This is a genomic window from Enterobacter cloacae complex sp. OE43NF (assembly GCF_023544405.1).
GTDB lineage: Bacteria > Pseudomonadota > Gammaproteobacteria > Enterobacterales > Enterobacteriaceae > Enterobacter > Enterobacter cloacae.
On the sequence record NZ_JAMJFW010000003.1, the window covers coordinates 85,079 to 108,190 of the forward strand.

General features: G+C 57.1%; 20 protein-coding genes. 4 read left to right on the plus strand and 16 right to left on the minus strand.

From position 1 onward, the window contains the following. Window positions 1-17: 17 nt before the first annotated feature. From glgA to asd, 5 genes are all read right to left on the minus strand, one after another. A complete protein-coding gene (gene glgA, locus M8370_RS02760) occupies window positions 18-1,451 on the minus strand; it encodes a glycogen synthase GlgA (RefSeq protein ID WP_013099109.1) in 1,434 nt (477 codons plus the stop codon). Then, window positions 1,451-2,746 carry a glucose-1-phosphate adenylyltransferase gene (gene glgC / locus M8370_RS02765; RefSeq protein ID WP_013099110.1) on the minus strand — a complete coding sequence of 432 codons (1,296 nt, stop codon included), beginning with the start codon at window positions 2,744-2,746 and terminating at the stop codon, window positions 1,451-1,453. The genes glgA and glgC overlap by 1 nt, the downstream gene beginning before the upstream one ends. Next, on the minus strand, window positions 2,739-4,736 hold the full coding sequence (gene glgX / locus M8370_RS02770; RefSeq protein WP_047351998.1) for a glycogen debranching protein GlgX: 1,998 nt from the start codon (window positions 4,734-4,736) through the stop codon (window positions 2,739-2,741). The genes glgC and glgX overlap by 8 nt, the downstream gene beginning before the upstream one ends. Beyond that, complete coding sequence (gene glgB / locus M8370_RS02775) at window positions 4,733-6,919, minus strand: 1,4-alpha-glucan branching enzyme (RefSeq protein ID WP_023621440.1); 2,187 nt, start codon at window positions 6,917-6,919, stop codon at window positions 4,733-4,735. Before glgB ends, glgX begins: the two co-directional genes overlap by 4 nt. A 239-nt stretch (window positions 6,920-7,158) precedes the next feature. Continuing rightward, window positions 7,159-8,262, minus strand: coding sequence for an aspartate-semialdehyde dehydrogenase (gene asd, locus M8370_RS02780; RefSeq protein ID WP_029883894.1), 1,104 nt, complete (start codon window positions 8,260-8,262; stop codon window positions 7,159-7,161). 177 nt (window positions 8,263-8,439) lie between these two features. Between asd and yhgN the strand changes: the two genes are divergently transcribed. Together yhgN and M8370_RS02790 are read left to right on the plus strand one after the other, a co-directional pair. Continuing rightward, window positions 8,440-9,033: an NAAT family transporter YhgN gene (gene yhgN / locus M8370_RS02785; RefSeq protein ID WP_003861574.1), complete on the plus strand. Its 594-nt coding sequence runs from the start codon at window positions 8,440-8,442 to the stop codon at window positions 9,031-9,033. A 406-nt stretch (window positions 9,034-9,439) separates the two neighbouring features. Further along, entirely contained in the window at window positions 9,440-9,886 is a 447-nt protein-coding gene (locus M8370_RS02790) for a hypothetical protein (protein ID WP_058650518.1), read from the plus strand. 153 nt (window positions 9,887-10,039) lie between these two features. On the opposite strand, the gene gntU is transcribed toward M8370_RS02790, so the two are convergent. From gntU to M8370_RS02815, 5 genes are all read right to left on the minus strand, one after another. Further along, a complete protein-coding gene (gene gntU / locus M8370_RS02795) occupies window positions 10,040-11,380 on the minus strand; it encodes a gluconate transporter (protein ID WP_014833577.1) in 1,341 nt (446 codons plus the stop codon). Between the two features lie 3 nt (window positions 11,381-11,383). After that, the gene (gene gntK / locus M8370_RS02800; protein WP_038420757.1) at window positions 11,384-11,911 is read right to left on the minus strand and encodes a gluconokinase; all 528 of its coding nucleotides are present in this window, start codon (window positions 11,909-11,911) and stop codon (window positions 11,384-11,386) included. A gap of 126 nt (window positions 11,912-12,037) precedes the next feature. After that, window positions 12,038-13,033, minus strand: coding sequence for a gluconate operon transcriptional repressor GntR (gene gntR / locus M8370_RS02805; RefSeq protein WP_014833579.1), 996 nt, complete (start codon window positions 13,031-13,033; stop codon window positions 12,038-12,040). 101 nt (window positions 13,034-13,134) lie between these two features. After that, window positions 13,135-13,830 carry a pirin family protein gene (locus M8370_RS02810; protein WP_048972508.1) on the minus strand — a complete coding sequence of 232 codons (696 nt, stop codon included), beginning with the start codon at window positions 13,828-13,830 and terminating at the stop codon, window positions 13,135-13,137. Between the two features lie 123 nt (window positions 13,831-13,953). Then, window positions 13,954-14,991 carry an oxidoreductase gene (locus M8370_RS02815; RefSeq protein ID WP_023621444.1) on the minus strand — a complete coding sequence of 346 codons (1,038 nt, stop codon included), beginning with the start codon at window positions 14,989-14,991 and terminating at the stop codon, window positions 13,954-13,956. A 309-nt stretch (window positions 14,992-15,300) separates the two neighbouring features. On the opposite strand from M8370_RS02815, the gene yhhY reads away from it, so the two are divergent. Then, complete coding sequence (gene yhhY / locus M8370_RS02820) at window positions 15,301-15,789, plus strand: N-acetyltransferase (protein WP_013099120.1); 489 nt, start codon at window positions 15,301-15,303, stop codon at window positions 15,787-15,789. A gap of 54 nt (window positions 15,790-15,843) precedes the next feature. On the opposite strand, the gene ggt is transcribed toward yhhY, so the two are convergent. Then, window positions 15,844-17,589, minus strand: a complete 1,746-nt coding sequence (ggt, locus tag M8370_RS02825) for a gamma-glutamyltransferase (RefSeq protein WP_250020456.1) — start codon at window positions 17,587-17,589, stop codon at window positions 15,844-15,846. Window positions 17,590-17,711: 122 nt separating this feature from the next. Here ggt and M8370_RS02830 point away from each other — a divergent pair, with 122 nt between their 5' ends. Beyond that, window positions 17,712-18,089, plus strand: a complete 378-nt coding sequence (locus tag M8370_RS02830) for a DUF2756 family protein (protein ID WP_013099122.1) — start codon at window positions 17,712-17,714, stop codon at window positions 18,087-18,089. On the opposite strand, the gene ugpQ is transcribed toward M8370_RS02830, so the two are convergent. From ugpQ to ugpB, 5 genes are all read right to left on the minus strand, one after another. Beyond that, complete coding sequence (gene ugpQ / locus M8370_RS02835) at window positions 18,073-18,819, minus strand: glycerophosphodiester phosphodiesterase (protein WP_013099123.1); 747 nt, start codon at window positions 18,817-18,819, stop codon at window positions 18,073-18,075. The two genes, M8370_RS02830 and ugpQ, sit on opposite strands and share 17 nt — an antisense overlap. Then, window positions 18,816-19,886 (minus strand): sn-glycerol-3-phosphate import ATP-binding protein UgpC, encoded by a 1,071-nt coding sequence (locus tag M8370_RS02840; RefSeq protein WP_038985049.1) that lies wholly within the window; start codon window positions 19,884-19,886, stop codon window positions 18,816-18,818. Before M8370_RS02840 ends, ugpQ begins: the two co-directional genes overlap by 4 nt. Window position 19,887: 1 nt before the next feature. Beyond that, on the minus strand, window positions 19,888-20,733 hold the full coding sequence (gene ugpE / locus M8370_RS02845) for a sn-glycerol-3-phosphate ABC transporter permease UgpE (RefSeq protein WP_250020457.1): 846 nt from the start codon (window positions 20,731-20,733) through the stop codon (window positions 19,888-19,890). Then, complete coding sequence (gene ugpA, locus M8370_RS02850) at window positions 20,730-21,617, minus strand: sn-glycerol-3-phosphate ABC transporter permease UgpA (protein WP_250020458.1); 888 nt, start codon at window positions 21,615-21,617, stop codon at window positions 20,730-20,732. Before ugpA ends, ugpE begins: the two co-directional genes overlap by 4 nt. Before the next feature lie 102 nt (window positions 21,618-21,719). Further along, window positions 21,720-23,036 carry a sn-glycerol-3-phosphate ABC transporter substrate-binding protein UgpB gene (ugpB, locus tag M8370_RS02855; RefSeq protein ID WP_029883603.1) on the minus strand — a complete coding sequence of 439 codons (1,317 nt, stop codon included), beginning with the start codon at window positions 23,034-23,036 and terminating at the stop codon, window positions 21,720-21,722. Between the last annotated feature and the right edge of the window lie 76 nt (window positions 23,037-23,112).

Sequence of the window (23,112 nt, forward strand, 5' to 3'; positions counted from 1 at the left end):
TCAGTAACTTCGCCTCGTTACATCAAGCGTTGATAGAGATCGCGGTATGACTGCGCCGCAACGTGCCAGCTAAAGTCCATGGACATCGCCTGACGTTGAACGTAACGCCACAGCGACGGACGGGACCACAAGACGAAAGCACGCCGAATCGCCCGAAGCAGCGACCAGGCATTACTGTCCTCAAAGACAAACCCGCTGGCGATACCGTCCGCCAGGTTTTCCAGTGAGCTGTCAGATACCGTATCCGCCAGCCCGCCCGTGCGTCGCACCAGCGGCAGGGTGCCGTACTTCAGGCCGTAGAGCTGCGTCAGGCCGCAAGGTTCAAAACGGCTCGGCACCAGAATGACGTCCGCGCCGCCCATGATCCGGTGCGAGAACGCTTCGTGATAGCCAATCTGCACGCCCACCTGCCCCGGGTGTTCCGCCGCTGCCGCCAGGAAGCCTTCCTGCAATACCGGGTCGCCCGCGCCGAGCAGCGCCAGCTGTCCGCCCTGCTCCAGCAGACCCGGCAGGGCCTCCAGCACCAGGTCCAGCCCTTTCTGGCTGGTCAGACGGCTCACCACCGCAAACAGCGGCACTTTGTCGTTGACCTTCAGCCCCATCGCAATTTGTAACTGGCGTTTGTTTTCCGCTTTGTCTTCCACGGAATCACGGCCATAGCGGGCCGCGAGCAGCAGGTCGGTCTCCGGGTTCCAGATCTGTTCATCGACGCCGTTAAGGATCCCCGACAAACGCCCTTCACGATGGCGCTGACGGAGCAACCCTTCCAGGCCGTAGCCGAACTCCGGCTGCGTAATTTCACGGGCGTAGGTCGGGCTCACGGCCGTGATGTGGTCGGCATAGTAAAGCCCGGCCTTCAGGAACGAGATCTGCCCGTTAAACTCCAGCCCGTGCATGTTATAGAACGACCATGGCAGATCGATGTCATTCATGTGATGGGCGTAGTACATGCCCTGATACGCCAGGTTATGCACCGTAAAGACCGATTTCGCCGGATGGCCGCGCGCCGCCAGATATGCCGGAGCGAGCCCCGCGTGCCAGTCGTGTGCGTGCACAATGTCCGGGCGCCAGAACGGATCCAGCCCTACCGCCATTTCAGCCCCAACCCAGCCGAGCAGCGCAAAACGCAGCACGTTGTCGGTATAGGCAAACAGGTTCGTATCGTGATACGGGCTACCTGGTCGGTCATATAAGTGCGGCGCGTCGATCAGGTAGATGCCCACGCCATTGTAATGTCCATACAACAGGGTAATGCGTCCGGCGAAGGTGTCACGGCGCGTCACCACCTTTGCATCGGGAATGCCGCGCCGGATATCCGGGAAGGCAGGCAGCAGAACTCGGGTATCTACTCCGCCGGCGATCTGCGCCGCGGGTAATGCACCAAGAACATCCGCCAGGCCGCCCGTTTTTAACAACGGGAACATCTCAGAACATACGTGTAAAACCTGCATCATCGCTCCTGTTTGATCTGCAGCTTCCGCAACATTTCCCGTGTGACTAACACGATCCCCTCTTCAGAACGGTAGAAGCGACGTGCATCTTCTTCCGCGTTTTCACCAATCACCATTCCTTCAGGAATGACGCAGGCACGGTCGATCACGCAGCGACGCAGACGACACGAACGCCCGACCCAGACATCCGGCAGCAGCACCGCCGAATCGATATTACAGAATGAGTTTATACGCACGCGCGGGAACAGCACCGACTGCACCACCACCGAGCCGGAGATAATGCACCCGCCAGAGACCAGCGAGTTCAGCGTCATGCCGTGGCTGCCGGAGCGGTCCTGAACGAATTTCGCTGGCGGCAGGGATTCCATATGGGTACGGATCGGCCAGTTCTGGTCATACATATCCAGCTCAGGCGTGACGGAGGCCAGATCGAGGTTGGCTTTCCAGTACGCTTCCAGGGTTCCCACATCGCGCCAGTAAGGTTCCGCATTCGGATCTGACTGCACGCAGGACAGCGGGAAAGGATGTGCATAGGCCATGCCAGCTTTGGTAATTTTCGGAATGATGTCTTTACCGAAGTCGTGGCTGGAGTGTTCGTCTTTGTCGTCTTCTTCCAGCAGCTCATAAAGGTAATCTGCATCAAAGACATAGATCCCCATGCTGGCGAGCGATTTGGTGTCATCTCCTGGCATGGTTGGTGGGTTGGCCGGTTTTTCAACGAAGTCGATAATTTTATCGTCCGCGTCCACGTGCATCACGCCAAACGCCGTCGCCTCGGCAACGGGCACCGGCAGACACGCCACGGTGCAGCGCGCCCCTTTCTCGACGTGGTCGATGAGCATGTGGGAGTAGTCTTGCTTGTAGATGTGATCCCCGGCGAGGATCACGATGTACTCCGCGTTGTAGCGGCGAATGATATCGAGGTTCTGGGTCACCGCATCAGCGGTGCCGCGGTACCAGTTTTCACCGTGAACACGCTGCTGGGCAGGCAGGAGATCGACAAACTCATTCATCTCTTCGCTGAAGAATGACCAGCCGCGCTGAATATGCTGCACCAGGGTGTGCGACTGATACTGCGTAATGACGCCAATGCGGCGAATACCTGAGTTCAGGCAGTTGGACAGTGCAAAATCGATAATTCGGAACTTACCACCAAAGTGAACAGCCGGCTTGGCGCGCTTGATGGTCAAATCTTTAAGACGGGTTCCGCGCCCGCCAGCGAGGATCAGGGCAACCGTTTTTAAGGGGAGCTGGCGTGCCAACATTAAGGGATCGTTCTTCTCTAATCTAACCATGACTAACTCCTTTTTTATCATCTTGGAATACGCACACTCCGTGCGCAGGCCCGTGCCAGACAGCCATTACTACCGGATTATCCGCTCCGGCAAAGGGGGGAACGGCGCGCCATTCCCCGTCAGGTAAAACAATCTCAGCGACGTCATCCGTCGCGTTCAGCGTAACCAGCCAGCGATCCGAAAGCAGGATCTGCAGGCGCGGTACGCCGTGTTGCCACTCTTGCGCGCTTAACGGTTGCGCGTCTTTATTCAGCCAGCGAACGTTGCCGTCGCCCTCCTCCCACCAGCGGTTGGCGGTGAGCGCGGGGATCTGCTGACGAAGGTGGATCAGCGCCGCGGTAAAGTGGATCAGGCCGCTGTTCGCTTCTCCCCAGTCGAGCCAGGTTAAGGTGTTGTCCTGGCAATAGGCGTTGTTGTTACCGTGCTGGCTGTGGCCATGTTCATCCCCTGCCAGCAGCATCGGCGTGCCCTGCGACAACAAAAGCGTCGTCAGCAGCGCATGCACGCTGGCGCGTCGCCGCTCAATAACATCCAGACTTCCGCCTAACCCTTCTATACCATGATTAAAGCTATGGTTATTGTTAGTGCCATCGCGATTCTCCTCGCCATTTGCCTCATTGTGTTTCTGATTGAAACAAACGCAGTCCCGGAGCGTAAAACCGTCATGCGCGGTCACCAGGTTGACGGTTGCAGACGGTCGTTTGCCATCACGTTTAAACAGATCGCTGGAAGCGGCAAAGCGTCCGGCGAACTCTCCCAGCGACAGGCTTCTCTCCAGCCAGAAGCGGCGTACGGCATCGCGATAGTGGTCGTTCCATTCAGCAAACAGTGGCGGGAAGTTCCCCACCTGGTAGCCGCCTTCACCAATGTCCCACGGCTCGGCAATCAGCTTCACCCGCGAGAGCACCGGGCAGTTTTTGATCGCCTCAAACAGCGGCGCCTGCTGGCTGAACCCCGGCGTGCGGCCCATCACCGGCGCCAGGTCAAAACGAAAACCGTCGACGTGGAACGTTTCCACCCAATATTTCAGGCATTCATACGCAAAATGCGTCACCGCCGGATGGCTGAGGTTGAGCGTGTTACCGCAACCGGTCCAGTTGTGGTAATCACCATCCTCTCTGATCCAATAATAGCTACGGTTATCAATTCCGCGCATGGAGAGCGTCGGACCGTCGAGATCGCTTTCCGCGCTGTGGTTCAGCACCACGTCCAGAATCACTTCGATACCGGCCGCATGAAGCGCTTTCACCGCATCACGAAACTCGTCCCGCGCCTTGTCCGGGTGGGCGGCGTAGCGGGGGTCGAGCGCAAACATCGCCAGCGGGTTGTAGCCCCAGTAGTTGCTCAGCCCCAGTCGCTGCAGGCGAGGCTCGCTGGCGAAATGGGCGATGGGCAACAACTCCAGCGCGGTGATCCCGAGATGTTTCAGATAGGCGATCATGGTCGGATGGCCGAGCGCCTTATAGGTGCCGCGCATCTCTTTGGGGATAGACGGATGGAGATAGGTCAGCCCTTTTACATGGGCCTCGTAAATCACGGTGTTGCCCCACGGCGTGCCCGGCGGGGCATCGTCTTCCCAGTCGTAGCGATCGCCCACCACCACGCTTTTTGGGGCCACGTGGGCGCTGTCGCGGTGGTCGGGTTCCCCGTAGCCGACGTGGAACAGCGGGTCGTCTTTAAACTCGCCTTCCACGCGGTGGGCGCAGGGGTCAATCAGCAGCTTTGCCGGGTTAAACCAGTGCCCCTGAGCAGGCGCCCAGGGACCGTGAACGCGAAAACCGTAATGCATCCCTGGTCGCCCACCGGCCAGGTAACCGTGCCAGGTATCCCCGGTGCGCGCCGGTAAATCGTAACGATGTTCGTTACCTTCCCCATCAAACACACAGAGTTCGACCCGCTCCGCGTGAGCAGAAAAGAGGGTGAAATTCACACCCTTTCCGTCAAAGCTCGCCCCGAGCGGTTCGGGTTTACCTGCCGTAAGCTGCGTCATTCGCCCTCCCGCACCAGCCAGATGGTACCGAGCGGCGGCAGCGTCAGGCTCAGGGAGTTGGGGCGCCCGTGGCTTTCGATGGCATCACTCTGGACCAGTCCGCCATTACCGGCGTTACTGCCGTGGTAATGCATGGAATCGGTGTTGAGGATTTCGCGCCATTTACCGGCCTGATTAATGCCAAAGCGGTAATGATGACGTGGAACCGGCGTAAAGTTGCTGGCAACGATAATCTCGTTGCCCGCTTTATCCCGGCGCACAAAGACAAATACCGAGCGCTCATGGTCGTCCACCACCAGCCACTCAAAACCGTACGGATCGAAGTCCAGCTCGTGCAGTGCTTTATGGTGGCGGTAGGTCAGGTTCAGATCGCGGACCAGCCGCTGCACGCCGTGGTGCCAGTTGTCAGCGCCCTCCAGCAGATGCCAGTCGAGGCTGGTATCGTGGTTCCACTCGCGCCCCTGGGCGAACTCGTTGCCCATAAACAGCAGTTTTTTGCCCGGGAAGGCGAACATCCAGCCGTAGTAGGCGCGCAGGTTGGCAAACTTCTGCCACGCGTCGCCCGGCATGCGGTCGAGAATGGATTTTTTACCGTGCACCACTTCATCGTGCGACAGCGGCAGCATGAAGTTTTCGGTGTAGTTGTAGAGCAGCCCGAAGGTAAGCTTATCGTGATGATACTGACGATAAACCGGGTCGAGCTTCATGTAATCGAGCGTGTCGTGCATCCAGCCCAGGTTCCACTTGTACCAGAAGCCCAGGCCACCCATTGACGGCGGACGGGAAACGCCCGGGAAGTCGGTGGACTCTTCCGCCATCGTCACCGCGCCCTCGACCTGCTCGCCAATAATGCGGTTGGTGTTGCGCAGAAACTCAATCGCTTCCAGATTCTCGCGACCGCCATACTCGTTCGGGATCCACTCGCCCTCTTTGCGGCTATAGTCGCGATAGATCATCGACGCCACCGCATCCACGCGCAGGGCATCAATGCCGAAACGCTCGATCCAGTAAAGCGCGTTCCCGACCAGGTAGTTCGCGACTTCACGACGACCGTAGTTGTAGATCAGCGTATTCCAGTCCTGGTGATAGCCTTCGCGCGGGTCGCTGTGCTCGTACAGTTTTGTGCCGTCGAACTCGGCCAGCGCAAAATCATCCGACGGGAAGTGGCCCGGCACCCAGTCAAGAATGACGTTCAGCCCGGCGGCGTGTGCGGCATCAACGAAATAGCGGAAGTCGTCGCGCGTGCCAAAGCGGCGCGTCGGTGCGTATAACCCGGTGGGCTGATAGCCCCAGCTTCCGTCGAACGGGTGCTCGTTAACCGGCAGCAGCTCCAGATGGGTAAAGCCCATCCATTTGGCGTACGGTACCAGCTGGTCAGCCAGCTCACGATAGCTCAGCCAGAAATTGTCATCGGTGTGGCGACGCCAGGAGCCGAGATGCACCTCATAAACGGAGATTGGCGCGTCGAAGCGGTTAGCCTGCTTGCGCTCTTCCGTCTGGACCACCTTCTCCGGCAGGCCGCAAATAAGCGAGGCAGTATTCGGGCGCAGCTCCGCTTCAAAGGCGTACGGGTCAGCCTTAATGCGCAGCTTGCCGTTGGCATCGATCATCTCAAACTTATAGAGCTGACCGTTATGCGCGCCGGGGATGAACAACTCCCAGATGCCGGTTTCCCGACGCAGGCGCATGGGGTGACGACGACCGTCCCAGTAGTTGAACTGCCCGACGACGGAGACGCGCTGGGCGTTTGGCGCCCACACGGCAAACCGCGTGCCGGTAATACCATCCATGGTATCCGCATGGGCACCCAGCGTTTCATAAGGCCGCAGATGGGTACCTTCGGACAGCAGCCAGGCATCCATCTCTTTTAAGAGCGGGCCAAAGCTATAGGGATCGTCAATCAGGTTTTGCTGACCGTGCCAGATGACGGCAAGCTGATAACGAAAGGGATTTTTACGACGGGGCATGACGCCCGAGAAGAAGCCACGTGAGTCGAGGCATTCCAGATTACCCACCTTGCGGCCGGTTTTGGGTTCGATGACCCACACTTCTGTGGCATCCGGTAACAGCGCGCGAACTTCCAGCCCGGCCTCTGTACGGTGCATCCCTAGCACAGAAAAGGGGTCGGCAAAATGACCCGCAATAAGCGCATTAATCACGTCTCTCGAAATACGATCGGACATGGTATTCATCCTGTTTTTTTATGTCGCCCTTTTTATTCGCTCCGGGACGACTTTTAATGTGACCTAAACGGTGCAGCTCATCCTCTCTGCTCCGCCCTACCCTCAGGTGAGAAATAAATCTTCCTTAAAGCATAGCCAACGACGAGGTTCCTCCTGATAAAAAATAAGACATCTGCGTTTTACTCCATGTAGTACGCAAAAAAAGGGGGTGAAAATCACCCCCGGTAGTTAACAAATTATTACGCCAGCTGGCGCAGCATGCGGCGCAGCGGCTCTGCGGCACCCCACAGCAGCTGGTCACCCACGGTGAACGCGGAGAGGTACTCTGGCCCCATGTTCAGCTTACGCAGACGGCCAACCGGCGTGGTCAGCGTGCCGGTAACGGCCGCAGGCGTCAGTTCGCGCATGGTGATATCGCGATCGTTTGGCACCACTTTCGCCCACGGGTTGTGTGCGGCAAGCAGCTCTTCCACGGTTGGAATAGACACATCTTTTTTCAGTTTAATGGTGAAGGCCTGGCTGTGGCAGCGCAGCGCGCCGATACGCACGCACAGACCGTCAACCGGAATGGTGTTCGCGGTAGCGAGGATTTTGTTGGTCTCCGCCTGACCCTTCCACTCTTCACGGGTCTGGCCGTTATCCAGCTGTTTGTCGATCCACGGGATCAGGCCACCGGCCAGCGGTACGCCAAAGTTATCGACCGGCAGTTCGCCGCTGCGGGTCAGTTCGGTGACCTTACGCTCGATATCGAGGATCGCGGACGCCGGATTTGCCAGCTCGGTCGCAACGCTCTGGTGCAGCTGGCCCATCTGGGTCAGCAGTTCACGCATATGACGCGCACCGCCGCCGGATGCGGCCTGGTAGGTCGCCACGGAGACCCACTCAACCAGGTCCTGCGCGAACAGGCCACCGAGGGACATCAGCATCAGGCTGACGGTGCAGTTACCGCCGACAAAGGTTTTCACGCCGTTGTTCAGGCCGTCGGTGATCACGCCCTGGTTCACCGGGTCGAGGATGATGATGGCATCGTCTTTCATACGCAGCGAAGAGGCCGCGTCAATCCAGTAGCCCTGCCAGCCGCTTTCACGCAGCTTTGGATAGATTTCGTTGGTATAATCGCCGCCCTGGCAGGTCACAATAATGTCGAGTGCCTTCAGCGCTTCCAGATCGTAAGCATCCTGCAACGTCCCTGTGGTACCACCAAAGGACGGTGCAGCCTGGCCGAGCTGGGAAGTGGAGAAGAAGACCGGGCGGATAGCGTCGAAATCGCGCTCTTCAACCATGCGTTGCATGAGTACAGAGCCGACCATACCGCGCCAGCCGATAAAACCAACGTTTTTCATAGCATTTGTTTCCTGCAGAGGGTGTGTGCTGTTTGTGCAAGCCAGTATTGAACTGGGATATGCTTCACATTACAAAATGCTGCCAAAGTCGCAAGCGAAATTAATCGATGATTGCCCGGCAATCAGAAAAAGAGCTAATCATCCTAATAACCATAGAGAAATTCAGGACTAATTTACATGAGTGAAATCATTTCTGCGGCGGTTTTATTGATCCTGATAATGGATCCACTGGGAAACCTGCCGATTTTCATGTCGGTGCTGAAGCACACCGAACCCAAGCGCCGCCGGGCGATCATGATCCGCGAGCTGCTCATCGCCCTGCTGGTGATGTTTATCTTCCTGTTTGCCGGCGAAAAAATTCTCGCTTTCCTGAATCTGCGTGCCGAAACGGTCTCCATTTCCGGCGGAATTATTCTGTTCCTGATTGCCATTAAGATGATTTTCCCGAGCGCGGAAGGCAGCAGCAGCGGCCTGCCTGCGGGTGAAGAGCCGTTTATCGTACCGCTGGCGATCCCGCTGGTCGCCGGGCCGACCATTCTGGCCACATTGATGCTGCTGTCGCATCAGTATCCCAACCAGATGAGCCATCTGGTGATTGCTTTGCTGATTGCCTGGGGCGGAACGTTCATCATTCTGCTGCAGTCGTCGCTGTTCCTGCGCCTGCTGGGCGAGAAAGGGGTCAATGCGCTGGAACGCTTGATGGGGCTGATTCTGGTGATGATGGCGACGCAGATGTTCCTGGACGGGATACGGGCGTGGATGAAGGGATAGCAAGGTAAAAGCAAAACGGCAATCTTAGATTGCCGTTTTTAGTGTTTGCTCCCTCTCCCCGTGGGAGAGGGCCGGGGTGAGGGCAACAGGCCGCACTCCTCAAAAATAATATTTCGTTTTGCGAGCCGCCTTCCAGAGCCTCACTTGCCACCCCGCCCCCCACGCAGTATCTTCTTGCCGCGCCTGCAAAATCAGGCGTCGGGATTAGCCTCCTGAACTTCCTCATCAGCGACACGAGTGTTATCGTGTCGCGCGCTTAGCTACACTCCAATGGTGGGCCAGGCGGGGGCGTCGCAAGACGCGCCGGTAGCTGATGAGGCCGGTAAGGCTAACCCTGTCTGGTTCCACCACCCGTGAGATTAGCCTCTCCAGTGGTGGATATACATTACGCATCAGAGGCGGTCTTATGACTACTACCCTTAGCTTTTCTCACTCCTTATTTACCACACCGTTCGATCACACCACCGACTTCACCGAGCTGGCAGACAACTGCGCGCGGTTTGTCGACGTGCTGGTTGAATGTGACGATCCAACCCAGAAGATGGCGCTGTGTGGACGACTTTCCGCCTGCCTCACCCTGCTTCAGCCCACGCTGCTTGAACCTGTACCAGAATATTTAAAAGCCAGCCTGACGGTGGATGACCTGCCGTTGGACGTGCCGGTATTCGAACCGGAAGTTGATCAGTTAGGGCGATATTGCCAGCTGTTAACGCAAATGCTCTTAGCGCATTCGCTGTCAGAAAGCGATGAGAGAGTGGCGGGAGATCTGTTGCAGGAGTTGGTGCGATTTTACAGCGATACGCTAAAAGCGCCGCGCTGGCTGCGCACAACGGAAGGCACAGTGCTGCTGTAAAAAAGCCGGGTGGCGCTTGCGCTTACCCGGCCTACGGGAACTGAGTTTTTTGTAGGTCGGGTAAGGCGAAGCCGCCACCCGACAAAATAAGATCTCTGCGGCCTGATGCCCTCACCCCAACCCTCTCCCACAGGGAGAGGGAGAAAACCGGGGTTAGCTCAGCAGCGTAAACGCAATCATCCCGACAATCGCACCCGTAGTGCCGAGGATAGTTTCCATCAGCGTCCAGGTTTTCAAGGTTTGCGCTTCGGTCGCACCGGTAAATTTACCGAACAGCCAGAAGCCCGCATCGTTCACGTGTGACACCACAATCGAACCGCCTGCGATACAGATAGACAGCGCCGCCATCTGCGCACCGGAGTAGTTCAGCTGTTCAATCACCGGCATCACCAGGCCAACAGCCGTTAAACAGGCAACGGTCGCGGAGCCCTGAATGATACGCACCGCCGCCGCCAGCACAAAGCAGGTGACCGCGATGGGCAGTCCCATTCCGGTCAGCGCTTCACCCAGCGCCGGACCGACGCCTGAATCCACCAGCACCTGCTTGAACACGCCACCCGCACCGATCACCAGCAGGATAATGCCCGCTGGCTGCAGCGCAGCACCGCAGATTTCCATCACGCGGTCTTTCGGCATCCCCTGACGCATCGCCAGGCCATAAATCGCCACCAGACACGCCACCAGAATTGCCGTGAACGGGTGACCGATAAATTCGAACCATTCGTACGCGGTAGATCCCACCGGTACAAAGCGCGCGGCAATGGTTTTCAGACCCACCAGCACCAGCGGCAGCAGGATCAGAGACAGGCTGAAGCCGAAGGACGGCATTTTACCTTCGCCCAGGTGCGGCTCGGTAATATCATCAGGAATATGCAGTTCAACGTAGCGGCTGATGAAGTTGCCCCACAGCGGACCGGCGATAATCATTCCCGGGATTGCCGCGCACAGGCCAATCAGGATCATCCAGCCAAAGTCGGCGTGCATCTGGGAAGCCAGCAGCATCGGCGCAGGCCCCGGCAGCAGAAACGCCGCCGCCGCGGCCACACCCGCAAACAGCGGAATAACCAGCTTCACAAGGTTAGTACCGGTATGGCGCGCCATGGAGAACGCCACGCTAATCAGCAGCACCACGGCCACTTCAAAGAACAACGGCAGCGCGCAGATCAGACCGGCCAGGCCAATTGCATAGTGTGCACGACTGTGACCAAACGATTTCAGCATCTTGACGGCAATCTGGTCGACCGCGCCCGTCTCATGCAGGATCTTGCCAAACATCGCGCCCAGCGCGACCACAATAGCCAGGAAGCCCAGTGTGCCCCCCATCCCTTTTTCCATCGTCGCAGCGATCTTGTCGAGCGGCATACCGGAAAAGAGACCTGCACCAATAGAAACCACCATCAAAGCAACAAAAGCATGCATACGCGCTTTCATCACTAAAAACAGCAGCAGCAATACCGAACCCACTGCTGTCAAAACTAGCGTTAATGTACTCAAAACTTACTGCCTTTTATTAATGACCTCGATGGTGCTGGCAACAACACCCTCCAGTGACTGATCGATATCAACCACTAAGACGTCTTTTTCATCTTCACCTGGCTCCTGCAGCGCTTCGAACTGTGTGACCAGCATCTGGGTTTTGAAGAAGTGGCCTTTGCGCGCCTTGAGACGGCTTTCGATGACGTCGAAATCGCCTTTCAGGTAGATGAAAGAGAGGTTCGGGTTGCCGTCACGCAGCAGATCGCGGTAGGTTTTTTTCAGCGCAGAGCAGACGATCAGGGAAACTTTATTGGTGCGCTGCATGGCAAACGCGGCATCGTTCAGCGCCTGTAACCACGGTTTACGGTCGTCGTCGTTCAGCGGCTCGCCGGAGGCCATCTTCATGATGTTGCTGCGCGGATGGAGGAAGTCGCCATCAAGAAACGCCGCATTAAGTTGATGCGCCACTTCGCTTGCCACGGCAGATTTACCGCTACCGGAAACGCCCATCAGGACGTAAACGTGGTGATCATGATTAGTCGTGCTCAAAGGGTGTCCCTCAGTCAATTGTTACGGGTAACAGTTATCGGTAACATTGTCCTGCTGGGGCAAAAGAGAAGCAATATCCAAACGTGCGCGATGTGAATAAGTGTGAGCTACTTCAAATTTGTCGGATTAAATAGATCCACCCGGTGACAAGGTGAAACCTAAATCTAACATTTTTGGCGTAACCGCTTCACCGCGAATGCGCGCCAGCAGGCGTTCTGCGCCAATGCGACCCATGCGTTCACGCGGTGTCAGGACGCTCGCCAGACGCGGCTCCATCACCTGGCCGATGTCATGGCCGTGGAAACCGGCTATAGCCATATCATCGGGGATCTTCAGCCCCAGACGCTGGCATTCGAACGCTGCACCGACCGCAAGGTCATCGTTGGTACAGAAAATACCGTCCAGTTGTGGATACTCGCGCCGTGCCTGCCGCATCAGCTCAATACCCGACGTATAGGAAGAGGACTGCTCCACCATCACGCTGTACGGGGTCAAATTTGCGTCAAGCATCGCCTGCTCGTATCCCTTCTGTTTGATGATAGTACGTTCATCAAGACGCGCACCCAGGTAGGCGATATGACGATGACCGCGCGCGATGATCGCCGCCGTCATCTGCCGCGCCGCTTCGAAATTGTCAAAACCCACGGCAATATCAAGGCACGGCGACTGGCTGTCCATCAGTTCCACCACCGGGATCCCGGCCACTTCAATCATCTTCAGCGTACGGGGGGTGTGAGTACGTTCAGTTAAAATCAGGCCATCGATGTTCCAGGAAAGCATCGATTCAAGACGTTCTTCTTCCAGTTCCGGTTTGTAGCCGTAGTGTGCCAGCATGGTCTGGTAACCAAACGCATCCGTGACGCTTTCAATACCGCGCAACACTTCGGCAAAGACCTGGTTAGTTAAAGAAGGCAGGAGGACGCCCACCGCACGACTGGTGGCATTGGAGAGAATATCGGGTGCGCGGTTAGGGATATAACCCAGTTCATCGAGAGCAGCGGCAATCTTGCCACGCAACGCTACGGAAACCTGTTCCGGGTTACGTAAAAAACGGCTGACCGTCATTTTGGTCACACCAACACGATCGGCGACATCCTGAAGTACGGGGCGTTTCTTTTTCATCGTCCTGAGAAATCTTGAAGAGAGAGATTTGCTCAGTTTATCACGGACAAAGCCCATCCTTCCCCTGTCAAAGGGAAGGATGGGCATTTATTTATGATTTATTACACCGGTGGCAGATCAAACAGCAGAATTTCACTTTCGCTGTCGGCATGCACGGAGAGCGCTTGCTCATCCCAGATGGCCAGACCATCCGCCGTTGTCGCTTTGGTGCCGTTGATGGACACTTCACCTTTCACCACCTGGATCCAGACGCGGCGGTTCGCGGCGATCTGGTGTACAGACTGTTCGTCTTTCGCCAGCGCCCAGCGGTACAGTTCCATATCCTGATGCACTTTCAGCGAACCTTCACGCGCATCCGGGGAGAGCACCAGCTGTTTGCCCTGTTTGGCGTCGAAGCGGCGCTGCTCGTAGCGCGGCTTGATGCCGGTTTCTTCTGGAATGATCCAGATTTGATACAGGTGCAGTTTTTCCGTTTTGCTCGGGTTGTACTCCGAGTGACGAACACCGGTACCCGCACTCATGATCTGGAACTCGCCCGCCGGAACCTGCTCTTTGTTGCCCATGCTGTCCTGGTGCTCAACCGCCCCTTCAAGCACATAGGTCAGGATTTCCATGTCTTTATGCGGGTGGGTACCGAAGCCCTGGCCTGCATCAATCACGTCATCGTTAATCACGCGCAGTGCGGAGAAGCCCATGAAGTTCGGGTCGTAGTAGTCGGCAAACGAGAATGAATGCCATGAGTCCAGCCAGCCATGATTCGCGTGACCACGTTCGTTTGCTTTGCGTAAGTAGATCATTGTTTTCACCCTCAGTTCGTTTCGATGGAGTAAGTGTGGACGCAAACCGCCTGGGATCATAGAGGGTGAAAATTGACTCCTCTGTTCAAAAATTATGAACAAGTGCAGAGGAGCCATTTTTGCTTATTTCGCAAGGGTTACCGTGGCAGGAGAAGCCTGTTCGAAGGCCCGTTCGAGGATTTCGAGGTTGGTCAGAACGTCAGATTCCTTGACGTAATTCGCCACGCCGCGGGTCAGGGTTGCATGCAGCGCGTCGTAGACGCGACCATAGTCGCCGGTTTCAGGCGTCAGCTCTTCTCTGACCGTCACACCTTCTGCGTTCACATACTCCAGTACGCCAACCGAATCATCCGCCGCAAAGCCCGGTTCACCCGGCATGATATTGGCCTTCAGGCTGGTCTCCTGCTGATCGATACCGTACTTGATAAACGAACCTTTCGTGCCGTGAACGATAAATTTCGGGTAGTCGATTTTCACCAGATGGCTGGTTTTAACGATGGCTTTCAGGTCGCCGTAGAACAGCTGCGCTTCAAAAGTATCGTCCGGGTTGGCTTTATTACGCAGGCTGCGAATGTCATACGCCACGTGGTCCGGGCGGCCAAACAGGGAGATGATTTGGTCCATGGTATGGACGCCAAGACCGTAGAAGGAACCGTCCTGCGGCAGGCCGGGTTTGGTCTCCGCCACCGGGCGGTAATAGTCAAAATGGCTTTCCATTTCGACGATGTCGCCAAGCTTGCCGCTCTCAATCGCCTTTTTCGCCGTCAGGAAGCAGCTGTCGAAGCGACGGTTCTGATACGGCGTGACGGTCAGCCCTTTGCTTTTCGCCAGTGCGAAGAGGGTTTTCGCTTCAGCGATGGTCGGGGTGAAGGGTTTTTCTACCAGCACGTTTTTACCCGCCTCGAGCGCGCGTTTCGCATAGTCGAAATGGCTGTCGGCATGGGTACAGACGATGACCAGTTTAACCTGCGGGTCGCCCAGGACTTCATTGAGATCGCTGGTGAAATGAATATGGGAATACTGCGGAGACTGCTCTTCCGGCTTCGCGCTGCGGCGGTAGATATGCGCCACATGCCAGCTGTCTTTACGGTTGAGAACATACGGAAGATGATAGCGGGTCGTACTTTTACCAAATCCAATAAATGCGCAATGTAAGGTCATAGCTCAGTCCTTTTGGAAGGTTACTGGGTTTTACCATAGCGCATGTTTTGCCCTCACCCCAGCACTCTCCCACGGGGAGAGGGTGAAAACGGGCAAAAAAAAGCCAGCTAAAAGCTGGCTAAAGTAATACTGGAAGCAATGTGAGCAATGTCGTGCTTTCAGGTTCCCGTAGTGGTCTTCCTGAATGCAGAGCAATAATAATCATTCTCATTCGCACTTGTCCAATACTTTTTGCAAAAAATAGCGGTTGACTCAAATTTCAAAGTCACTGATGTTGGAAAGGATGTTTAACTGACTGAGGAATAAGGAATGAGTGAGATAGTGATACGCCATGCGGAACCGAAAGATTATGACGCCATTCGTCAGATCCACGCCCAGCCGGAGGTGTACCACAACACGCTACAGGTTCCTCATCCCTCCGAGCAGATGTGGCAAGAGCGGCTATCCGACCAGCCGGGCATTAAACAGCTGGTCGCATGTATCGACGGCACCGTTGCCGGACACCTGTGCATCGCCGTTGCGCAACGCCCGCGCCGCAGCCATGTGGCTGATTTTGGGATCTGTGTAGGCGCGCAGTGGCAAAACCGGGGCGTTGCCAGCGCACTGATGCGCACCATGATTGATATGTGCGATAACTGGCTGCGCGTTGACCGCATTGAGCTGACGGTGTTTGTCGATAACGAGCCGGCGATTGCGGTGTACAAAAAACACGGATTTGAGATTGAAGGCACAGGCAAGCGTTATGCCCTGCGCAACGGCGAGTATGTGGATGCGTATTATATGGCGCGAATGAAGTAGTTTGTTGCCCTCACCCTAACCCTCTCCCACCGGGAGAGGGAATTACACAACAGATTAATACCCCGCCGTTAAATCATCCACCGACCGCGGGTCTGACGCGCCAAACAGCGCCCCGTCCGGCCCCACCATAATGCTCTGGGTGCTGCCCATCGCCTCTTTCACCGCTACCTTCTGTCCGCGCTGCTCCAGCAGTTTGAGGGTGTCCGGGCTAAAGCCCTTCTCGACGCGCAGTTCATCCGGCAGCCACTGGTGATGAAAGCGTGGGGCGTTGGTCGCCTCCGCCACGTTCATACCAAAGTCGATACTGTTCACCACCATCTGCAGCACGGTGGTGATAATTCGGCTGCCGCCCGGGCTGCCGGTTACCAGCCAGGTTTTGCCGTCTTTCACCACAATGGTTGGTGACATCGACGACAGCGGACGTTTCTTCGGCCCCACCGCGTTGGCATCCCCACCGACCAGCCCGTAGACGTTCGGTACGCCCGGTTTGGCAGAGAAGTCATCCATCTCGTTGTTCAGCAGAATGCCGCTGTTGCCCGCCACAATACCGGTTCCAAAGGTGGTATTGAGCGTATAGGTCACCGCCACCGCGTTACCGTCTTTATCCACCACCGAGAAGTGGGTGGTCTGGTTACTTTCATACGGTGCCAGCTTGCCGGGGCGGATCTCGCTCGACGGCTTAGCCTTATTGATGTCGATCTGATCGGCAATGGATTTGGCATACGCTTTGTTGGTCAGCGCCTGCCACGGCACCTTCACAAAGTCCGGGTCGCCAAGGTATTCCGAGCGGTCGGCATAGGCGCGTTTTTCCGCCTCGGCCATCACCTGCATGGCATCGGCACTGCCGAAGCCAAACTTGTGCATATCGAAGTTTTCCAGAATATTGAGGATCTGCACGATGTGGATCCCGCCGGAGGACGGCGGCGGCATGGAGAAGACCTCATAGCCACGGTAGGTGCCGCTAATTGGCTCGCGCTCCACCGCCTTATACTCCGCCAGATCCGCTTTGGTGATGAGCCCGCCGTTCTTTTGCATCTCTTCGGCAATCTGGTCGGCAATCGCCCCTTTGTAGAAGGCGTCCGGGCCATGCTCCGCAATCAGCTCCAGGCTTTTGGCAAGGTTCTTCTGCACCAGCTTATCGCCCTTATTCAGCGGCTCTCCGTCTTTCCAGAAGATCGCCTTACTGTTTTCATGGTTCGGAATGACTTCGCTGCCGTAGGTTTTAAGGTCATCGGCCAGGGCGTCGTTCACCACAAAGCCGTCGCGCGCCAGCTTAATGGCAGGCTGGACCACTTTGTTCAGCGGCATCGTGCCGTATTTTTCCAGCGCCAGCGAGAAGCCTGCGACGGTGCCCGGCGTGCCGGACGCAAGGTGCGAGGTCAGCGATTTTTTACTGTCCGGGTTGCCCTGATCGTCAAGGAACATATCGCGGGAGGCCTGAGCAGGCGCCATTTCGCGGAAGTCGATAGCCGTCGTCTTCCCGTCTTTGGTGCGCAGCATCATAAAGCCGCCGCCGCCCAGATTCCCCGCCTGCGGGTGTGTTACCGCCAGCGCATAGCCGACCGCCACCGCGGCATCCACCGCATTACCGCCCTGTTTGAGAATATCGACGCCCACTTTCGTTGCCAGCGCATCCACCGAGGCCACCATCCCGTGCGTGGCCCGCACGGGATGAAACACATCTTCCTCCACGCCATAAGAGACCGGAGGAGCCGCAGGCGGGTTAGCCGCCACGCTAAATGTAACGCCTGCCATCAGCGCAGCGATGGCGACCCAGCGCAAAAGGGTTGGTTTCATCATTATTGTTCTCCAGGTGAAGGGAGCCATATTCCCCGCTTAAGCCTGGTTCACAACTCCTAAAAAATCATCGTCATGGTGAATTCGGGGTAAACTTAAGAGAAACCTCAAAGAAGGAGAAGATCATGAAACGCTTCCTGATCCTTACGGCGTTGCTCCCGTTTGCCGCACTTGCACAGCCACTCAATACGATGAATAACCCTAACCAGCCGGGCTATGTCATTCCGAGCCAGCAGCGTATGCAGACGGAGATGATGAGTCAGCAGCAACAGCAAAAAGGGATGCTGAACCAGCAGTTGAACACGCAGACCCGAATGCAGCAGCAGAGCCTGCAAAATCAGATGAACACTAACACCCAGCGCGTGCAGCAGGGACAAATGCGCGAGCAACCGCTGCCGAATAAAAACGGCGGGATGCTGGGAGGGATGAGTTCGTCAGGCAGCGGACAGCAGCATATGCTGCCGTCGCAGTCGAATGGCAGTATGCTTAATCCGCAGAACTAAAGTCCGGGCCGATCAGGTCAATCGCATCGGTACAGATGCTGTCCACACCCCAGCGCAGCAGCTCAGCCGCACGCTGGGGTTTGTTGACGGTATACACCAGAATATGCAGCCCTGCCGCTTTCAGCATCTTAACCCTCGCCTCATCCAGCAGCTTATGATTGAGATGGATCGACACGCACGCTAAGCGGGTGGTCAGCTCACGCCAGTCCTCGCGCCACTCGTCCAGCAGCAGCCCGCGCGGCAGCTCCGGCACCGCAGCCTGTGCCGCTTCAAGGGCATCAATTTCAAATGACGACAGCAGCGGTGGCGTCATGCCTTCCCACAGCTCGCGTGCGGCCAGCGCAATCACGTTGCCCGTGAGCGGCCCGGTACCGGTCGTCGGTTTGATTTCGATGTTGGCCATCATCCCGTGTTGACGACAACGGTCGGCCACTTCCGCCAGCAGCGGCAACGGTTCGCCTTTGTACTCGCCGCTGAACCAGCTTCCGGCATCCACCTTCAGCAGATCGCGCCACGGCAGTTCCCCCGCCACGCCCCAGCCGTTGCTGGTGCGTTCGAGATTGTCATCATGCAGCAGGAAAATTTCGCCGTCTTTCGACAGCTTGGCGTCGAACTCAATCATCGTGTGGCCGTAGCGTGCACCAACATCAATTGCCGCCAGGGTATTTTCCGGCGCCAGTTTACCGCCGCCGCGGTGGGCGACGATGTGGGGATAAGGCCAGTTGCTCATACTCGTTGTCCTGTTTCACCGTCAAATAAGTGCAGGTGATTTTCCGGCAGATGCAGCCACAGCGTGCTGCCTGCTTTCGGGCGTTCCTGATGCGGCAGACGCACCACCATTTTTTGCTTGCCCCAGCGTCCATGCGCCAGGTTATCTGCACCCAACATCTCCAGCGTGTCCATCACCAACGGCACGCCGCCGTCCGCCTGAGAGGTTAAACCAATATGCTCCGGGCGAATACCGAGCGTCATCTTACGCCCGGCGTAGCCACGATAGTACCAGTTGATGGGCAATGCCATCCCGCTTTCCAGCTCAAAGTGGGTGCCCGCGCTGCTGATCCGCCCTTCCAGCAGGTTCATTGCCGGGCTGCCGATAAAGCTCGCCACAAAGCGGCTGGCCGGTTTTTCGTACACCTCCACCGGCGTGCCAATCTGCTCGGCAACGCCTTTGTTCATCACCATCACCCGCTGGGCAAGGGTCATGGCTTCGACCTGATCGTGCGTCACGTACAGGGAGGTGGTTTTAAGACGGCGATGCAGTTGCTGCAGTTCCAGACGCATCTGCACGCGCAGCTTGGCGTCGAGGTTAGAGAGCGGTTCATCGAACAGGAACACCGCCGGATCGCGCACGATGGCACGCCCCATCGCCACGCGCTGGCGCTGGCCGCCGGAGAGCTCGCGCGGACGGCGCTTAAGCAGGCCATCCAGCTCCAGAATGCGCGCCGCCTCTTTCACCCGCTCCTCGATATGCCCCTTGCCCATGCCGCGGATTTTCAGCCCCCAGGCCATATTCTCTTCCACGCTCATGTGCGGATAGAGGGCGTAGTTCTGGAACACCATCGCGATGCCGCGATCTTTGGGCTCCATCTCGGTCACGCGCTGGCGGTCAATCCAGATATCGCCGGAGGAGACGCGCTCAAGCCCGGCCACCATGCGCAGCAGCGTGGATTTGCCGCAACCGGACGGGCCGACCATCACGATGAACTCCCCGTCCGCCACGTCGAGGGTGAGCGGCTGAATCACCTGGGTTTTGCCATCCCAGCTTTTGGTCACTGCCTGAAGTTTTAAACCTGCCATCTTATTTCTCACTGTCCACTAAACCACGCACAAACGCACGCTGCATGGCTAAAACGATAACGACCGGGGGGATAAGGGTGAGCAGCATCGCCGCCATCACCTGGTTCCAGAGGGTGGTGCCTTCGCCGGTGGCGATCATGCCCTTGATGCCCGCCACGGCGGTGCCGAGGTTGACGTCCTGAATAATCAGCAGCGGCCACAGGTACTGGTTCCAGCCGTAGATAAAGGTGATCACAAACAGCGCCGCGAGGTTGGTTTTCGACAGCGGCAGCACGATGTCGCGGAAAAAGTGCATCGGTGAGGCGCCGTCAATGCGCGCGGCTTCAATCAGCTCGTCCGGCAGCGTCATAAAGAACTGGCGGAACAGGAAGGTGGCGGTCGCAGATGCCATCAGCGGCAGGGTTAAGCCCGCGTAGCTGTCGAGCATCTTCAGGTTGGCGATCACTTCCACCGTCGGGAAGATACGTACCTCCACCGGCAGCATCAGGGTGATAAAAATCATCCAGAAGAAGAGGTTACGCAGCGGAAAGCGGAACCAGACGATGGCGAAGGCCGAGAGCATCGACACCGTGATTTTGCCCACCGTAATGCCGAACGCCATGATGAAGCTGTTGAGCATCATCAGCCAGAACGGCGCGCTGTTGGCCCCCACGCCCTGGGTCCAGATGGTTTTCATGTTCTCGAAAAGATGCGTGCCTGGGATCAGCGTCATCGGCGTGTCGAACACCGCTTTGGTGTCCAGCGTGGCGGCGACAAACGCCACGTACAGCGGGAACAGGATGACGATAATCCCTAAAATCAGCATGGTATGGCTGAAAATCGTCAGCCCGCGACGGTTCTCAATCATTGGTAGCGCACCTTACTTTCGACATAGCGGAACTGCACCACCGTGAGGATGATGACGAGGAACATCAGCACCACCGACTGCGCGGCGGAGGCCGAGAGATCCAGCCCGGCAAACCCTTCGCGGTAGATTTTATAAATCAGCGTCGTCGTGGCCTGCACCGGGCCACCGGCGGTGGCCGCGTCGATGACCGGGAAGGTGTCGAAAAAGGCATACACCAGATTCACCACCAGCAGGAAGAAACTCACCGGGGCAATCAGCGGCAGCGACAGCCTGAAGAAGCGGCGGATCGGGCCTGCGCCGTCAATGGCGGCGGCTTCCACCAGCGAACGCGGAATGGACTGTAGCGCGGCAAAGAAGAACATGAAGTTGTAGCTGATCTGCTTCCACACCGAGGCGAACACCACCAGGAACATCGCCTGGCCGCTATTCTGGGCGTGGTTCCAGTCGTATCCGAATTCCGCCAGAAAATGGGTAATTAACCCGCGTCCGGGGTTAAACAGGAAGATCCACAGCACGGCGGCGACCGCTGGTGCCACGGCGTAGGGCAGCAGCATCAGGGTCTGATACAGACGGCTGCCACGCACCACATAATCCACCAGCGCGGCGAAGAACAGCGAGGCAACAAGGCCGCTCACGGTGACCAGCGCGCTGAATTTGATCGTCGTCCAGAAAGAATCCAGGTAGTAGCTGTCGTGGAACAGCGCGGTGAAGTTGTCCAGGCCAACAAACTGGCTGGAAAGCCCAAACGGATCAACGCTTTGCACCGAGTACCAGAGCGCTTCGCCCGCAGGCCAGATAAAGAAGATAACGGTGATGACCAGCTGAGGCGCGACCAGCAGATACGCCAGCCAGCGGGAACGAAACACCGGACGGGATGATGACATTGAGATTTGGTTCCTGAACAGTGCCGGGTGGCGGCTACGCCTTACCCGGCCTACATATGGCACGTCGTAGGCCCGGTAAGCGCAGCGCCACCGGGCATTTTTTTACGATTTGGTGGACTGCTCAAAGCGGCGCAGCAGCTGATTCCCGCGCTCTACCGCTGAATCCAGCGCCTGCTGTGGCGTTTTCTTGCCGGTCCAGACGCTTTCCAGCTCTTCGTCGACAATGGTGCGGATCTGCGGCATGTTGCCCAGACGCAGGCCTTTGGTGAACGGCAACGGCGGCTTGTTCAGCATCTGACGCGTCGCGATATCCGCACCCGGATTCTTGCTGTAGAAGCCCTGCTCGCGGGTCAGGTCATAGGCAGCTTTGGTGATCGGCAGGTAGCCGGTTTTCTGGTGCCATTCGGCCGCGTTTTCAGGTTTCGCCAGGAAGTCGAGGAACTCGGCCACTCCTTTGTAGGTGCCGGCGTCTTTACCCTGCATCACCCACAGGCTTGCTCCGCCGATGATGGCGTTCTGCGGCGCGCCTTTCACGTCTGCGTCGTACGGCATCATGCCCACGCCATAGTTGAATTTGGCGTAGTGACGAATATCCGCCAGCGAGCCGGACGAGGCGGTGGTAATGGCGCAGTCACCGTTGTAGAACTTCTCGGTGGATTCGTCTTTACGTCCGAAGTAGCTGAAATCACCCTTCTTGTTCAACTCTTCCAGCAGCGCGATGTGCTTCACCTGCTCTGGCTTGTTGAACTCCAGTACCGCGTCGGTGCCATCGAAACCGTTGTTTTTGGTGGCTACCGGCAAGCCGTGCCAGGCGCTGAAGTTTTCAATCTGGATCCAGCCCTGCCAGCCGCTGGCGTAGCCGCACTTCATCCCCGCCGCTTTCAGCTTCGCGGTGTACTCCGCCAGATCCTGCCAGGTTTTTGGCGGCTGCTCCGGGTCTAAACCGGCTTTCTTAAAGGCGTCTTTGTTGTAGTACAGCACCGGCGTCGAGCTGTTAAACGGCTGAGACAGCAGATGGCCGGTTTTAGAATCGGTGTAGTAACCCGCTACGGTCGGCACAAACTGGGATTCGTCGAAGTTGATCCCCGCCTCTTTGAACACTTCGTAGACCGGTTTGATGGCTTTGGAGGCCATCATGGTCGCGGTGCCTACTTCGTACACCTGCAAAATGGCAGGCGCATTACCGGTACGGAAGGCGGCAATGCCCGCGCTCAGGCTCTGCTCGTAGTTACCTTTGTACACCGGCACAATTTTGTAATCCGGATGGGAGTCGTTGAAACGCTGCGCCAGGGAGTCAACCTCTTTACCCAACTCCCCTTCCATGGAATGCCAGAACGGAATGGTCGTCACAGCCATTGCGTTCGTCGCAAAAGCCAGACCCAGTGCCAGACCCAAAGCTGTGTGTCGTAACGATGTCATTGTCATCTCTCTTATTGTGCCGGATGCGCGATATCACGCGTTTTATGCTCGCGAGGTAACATGACATGCTCGAATG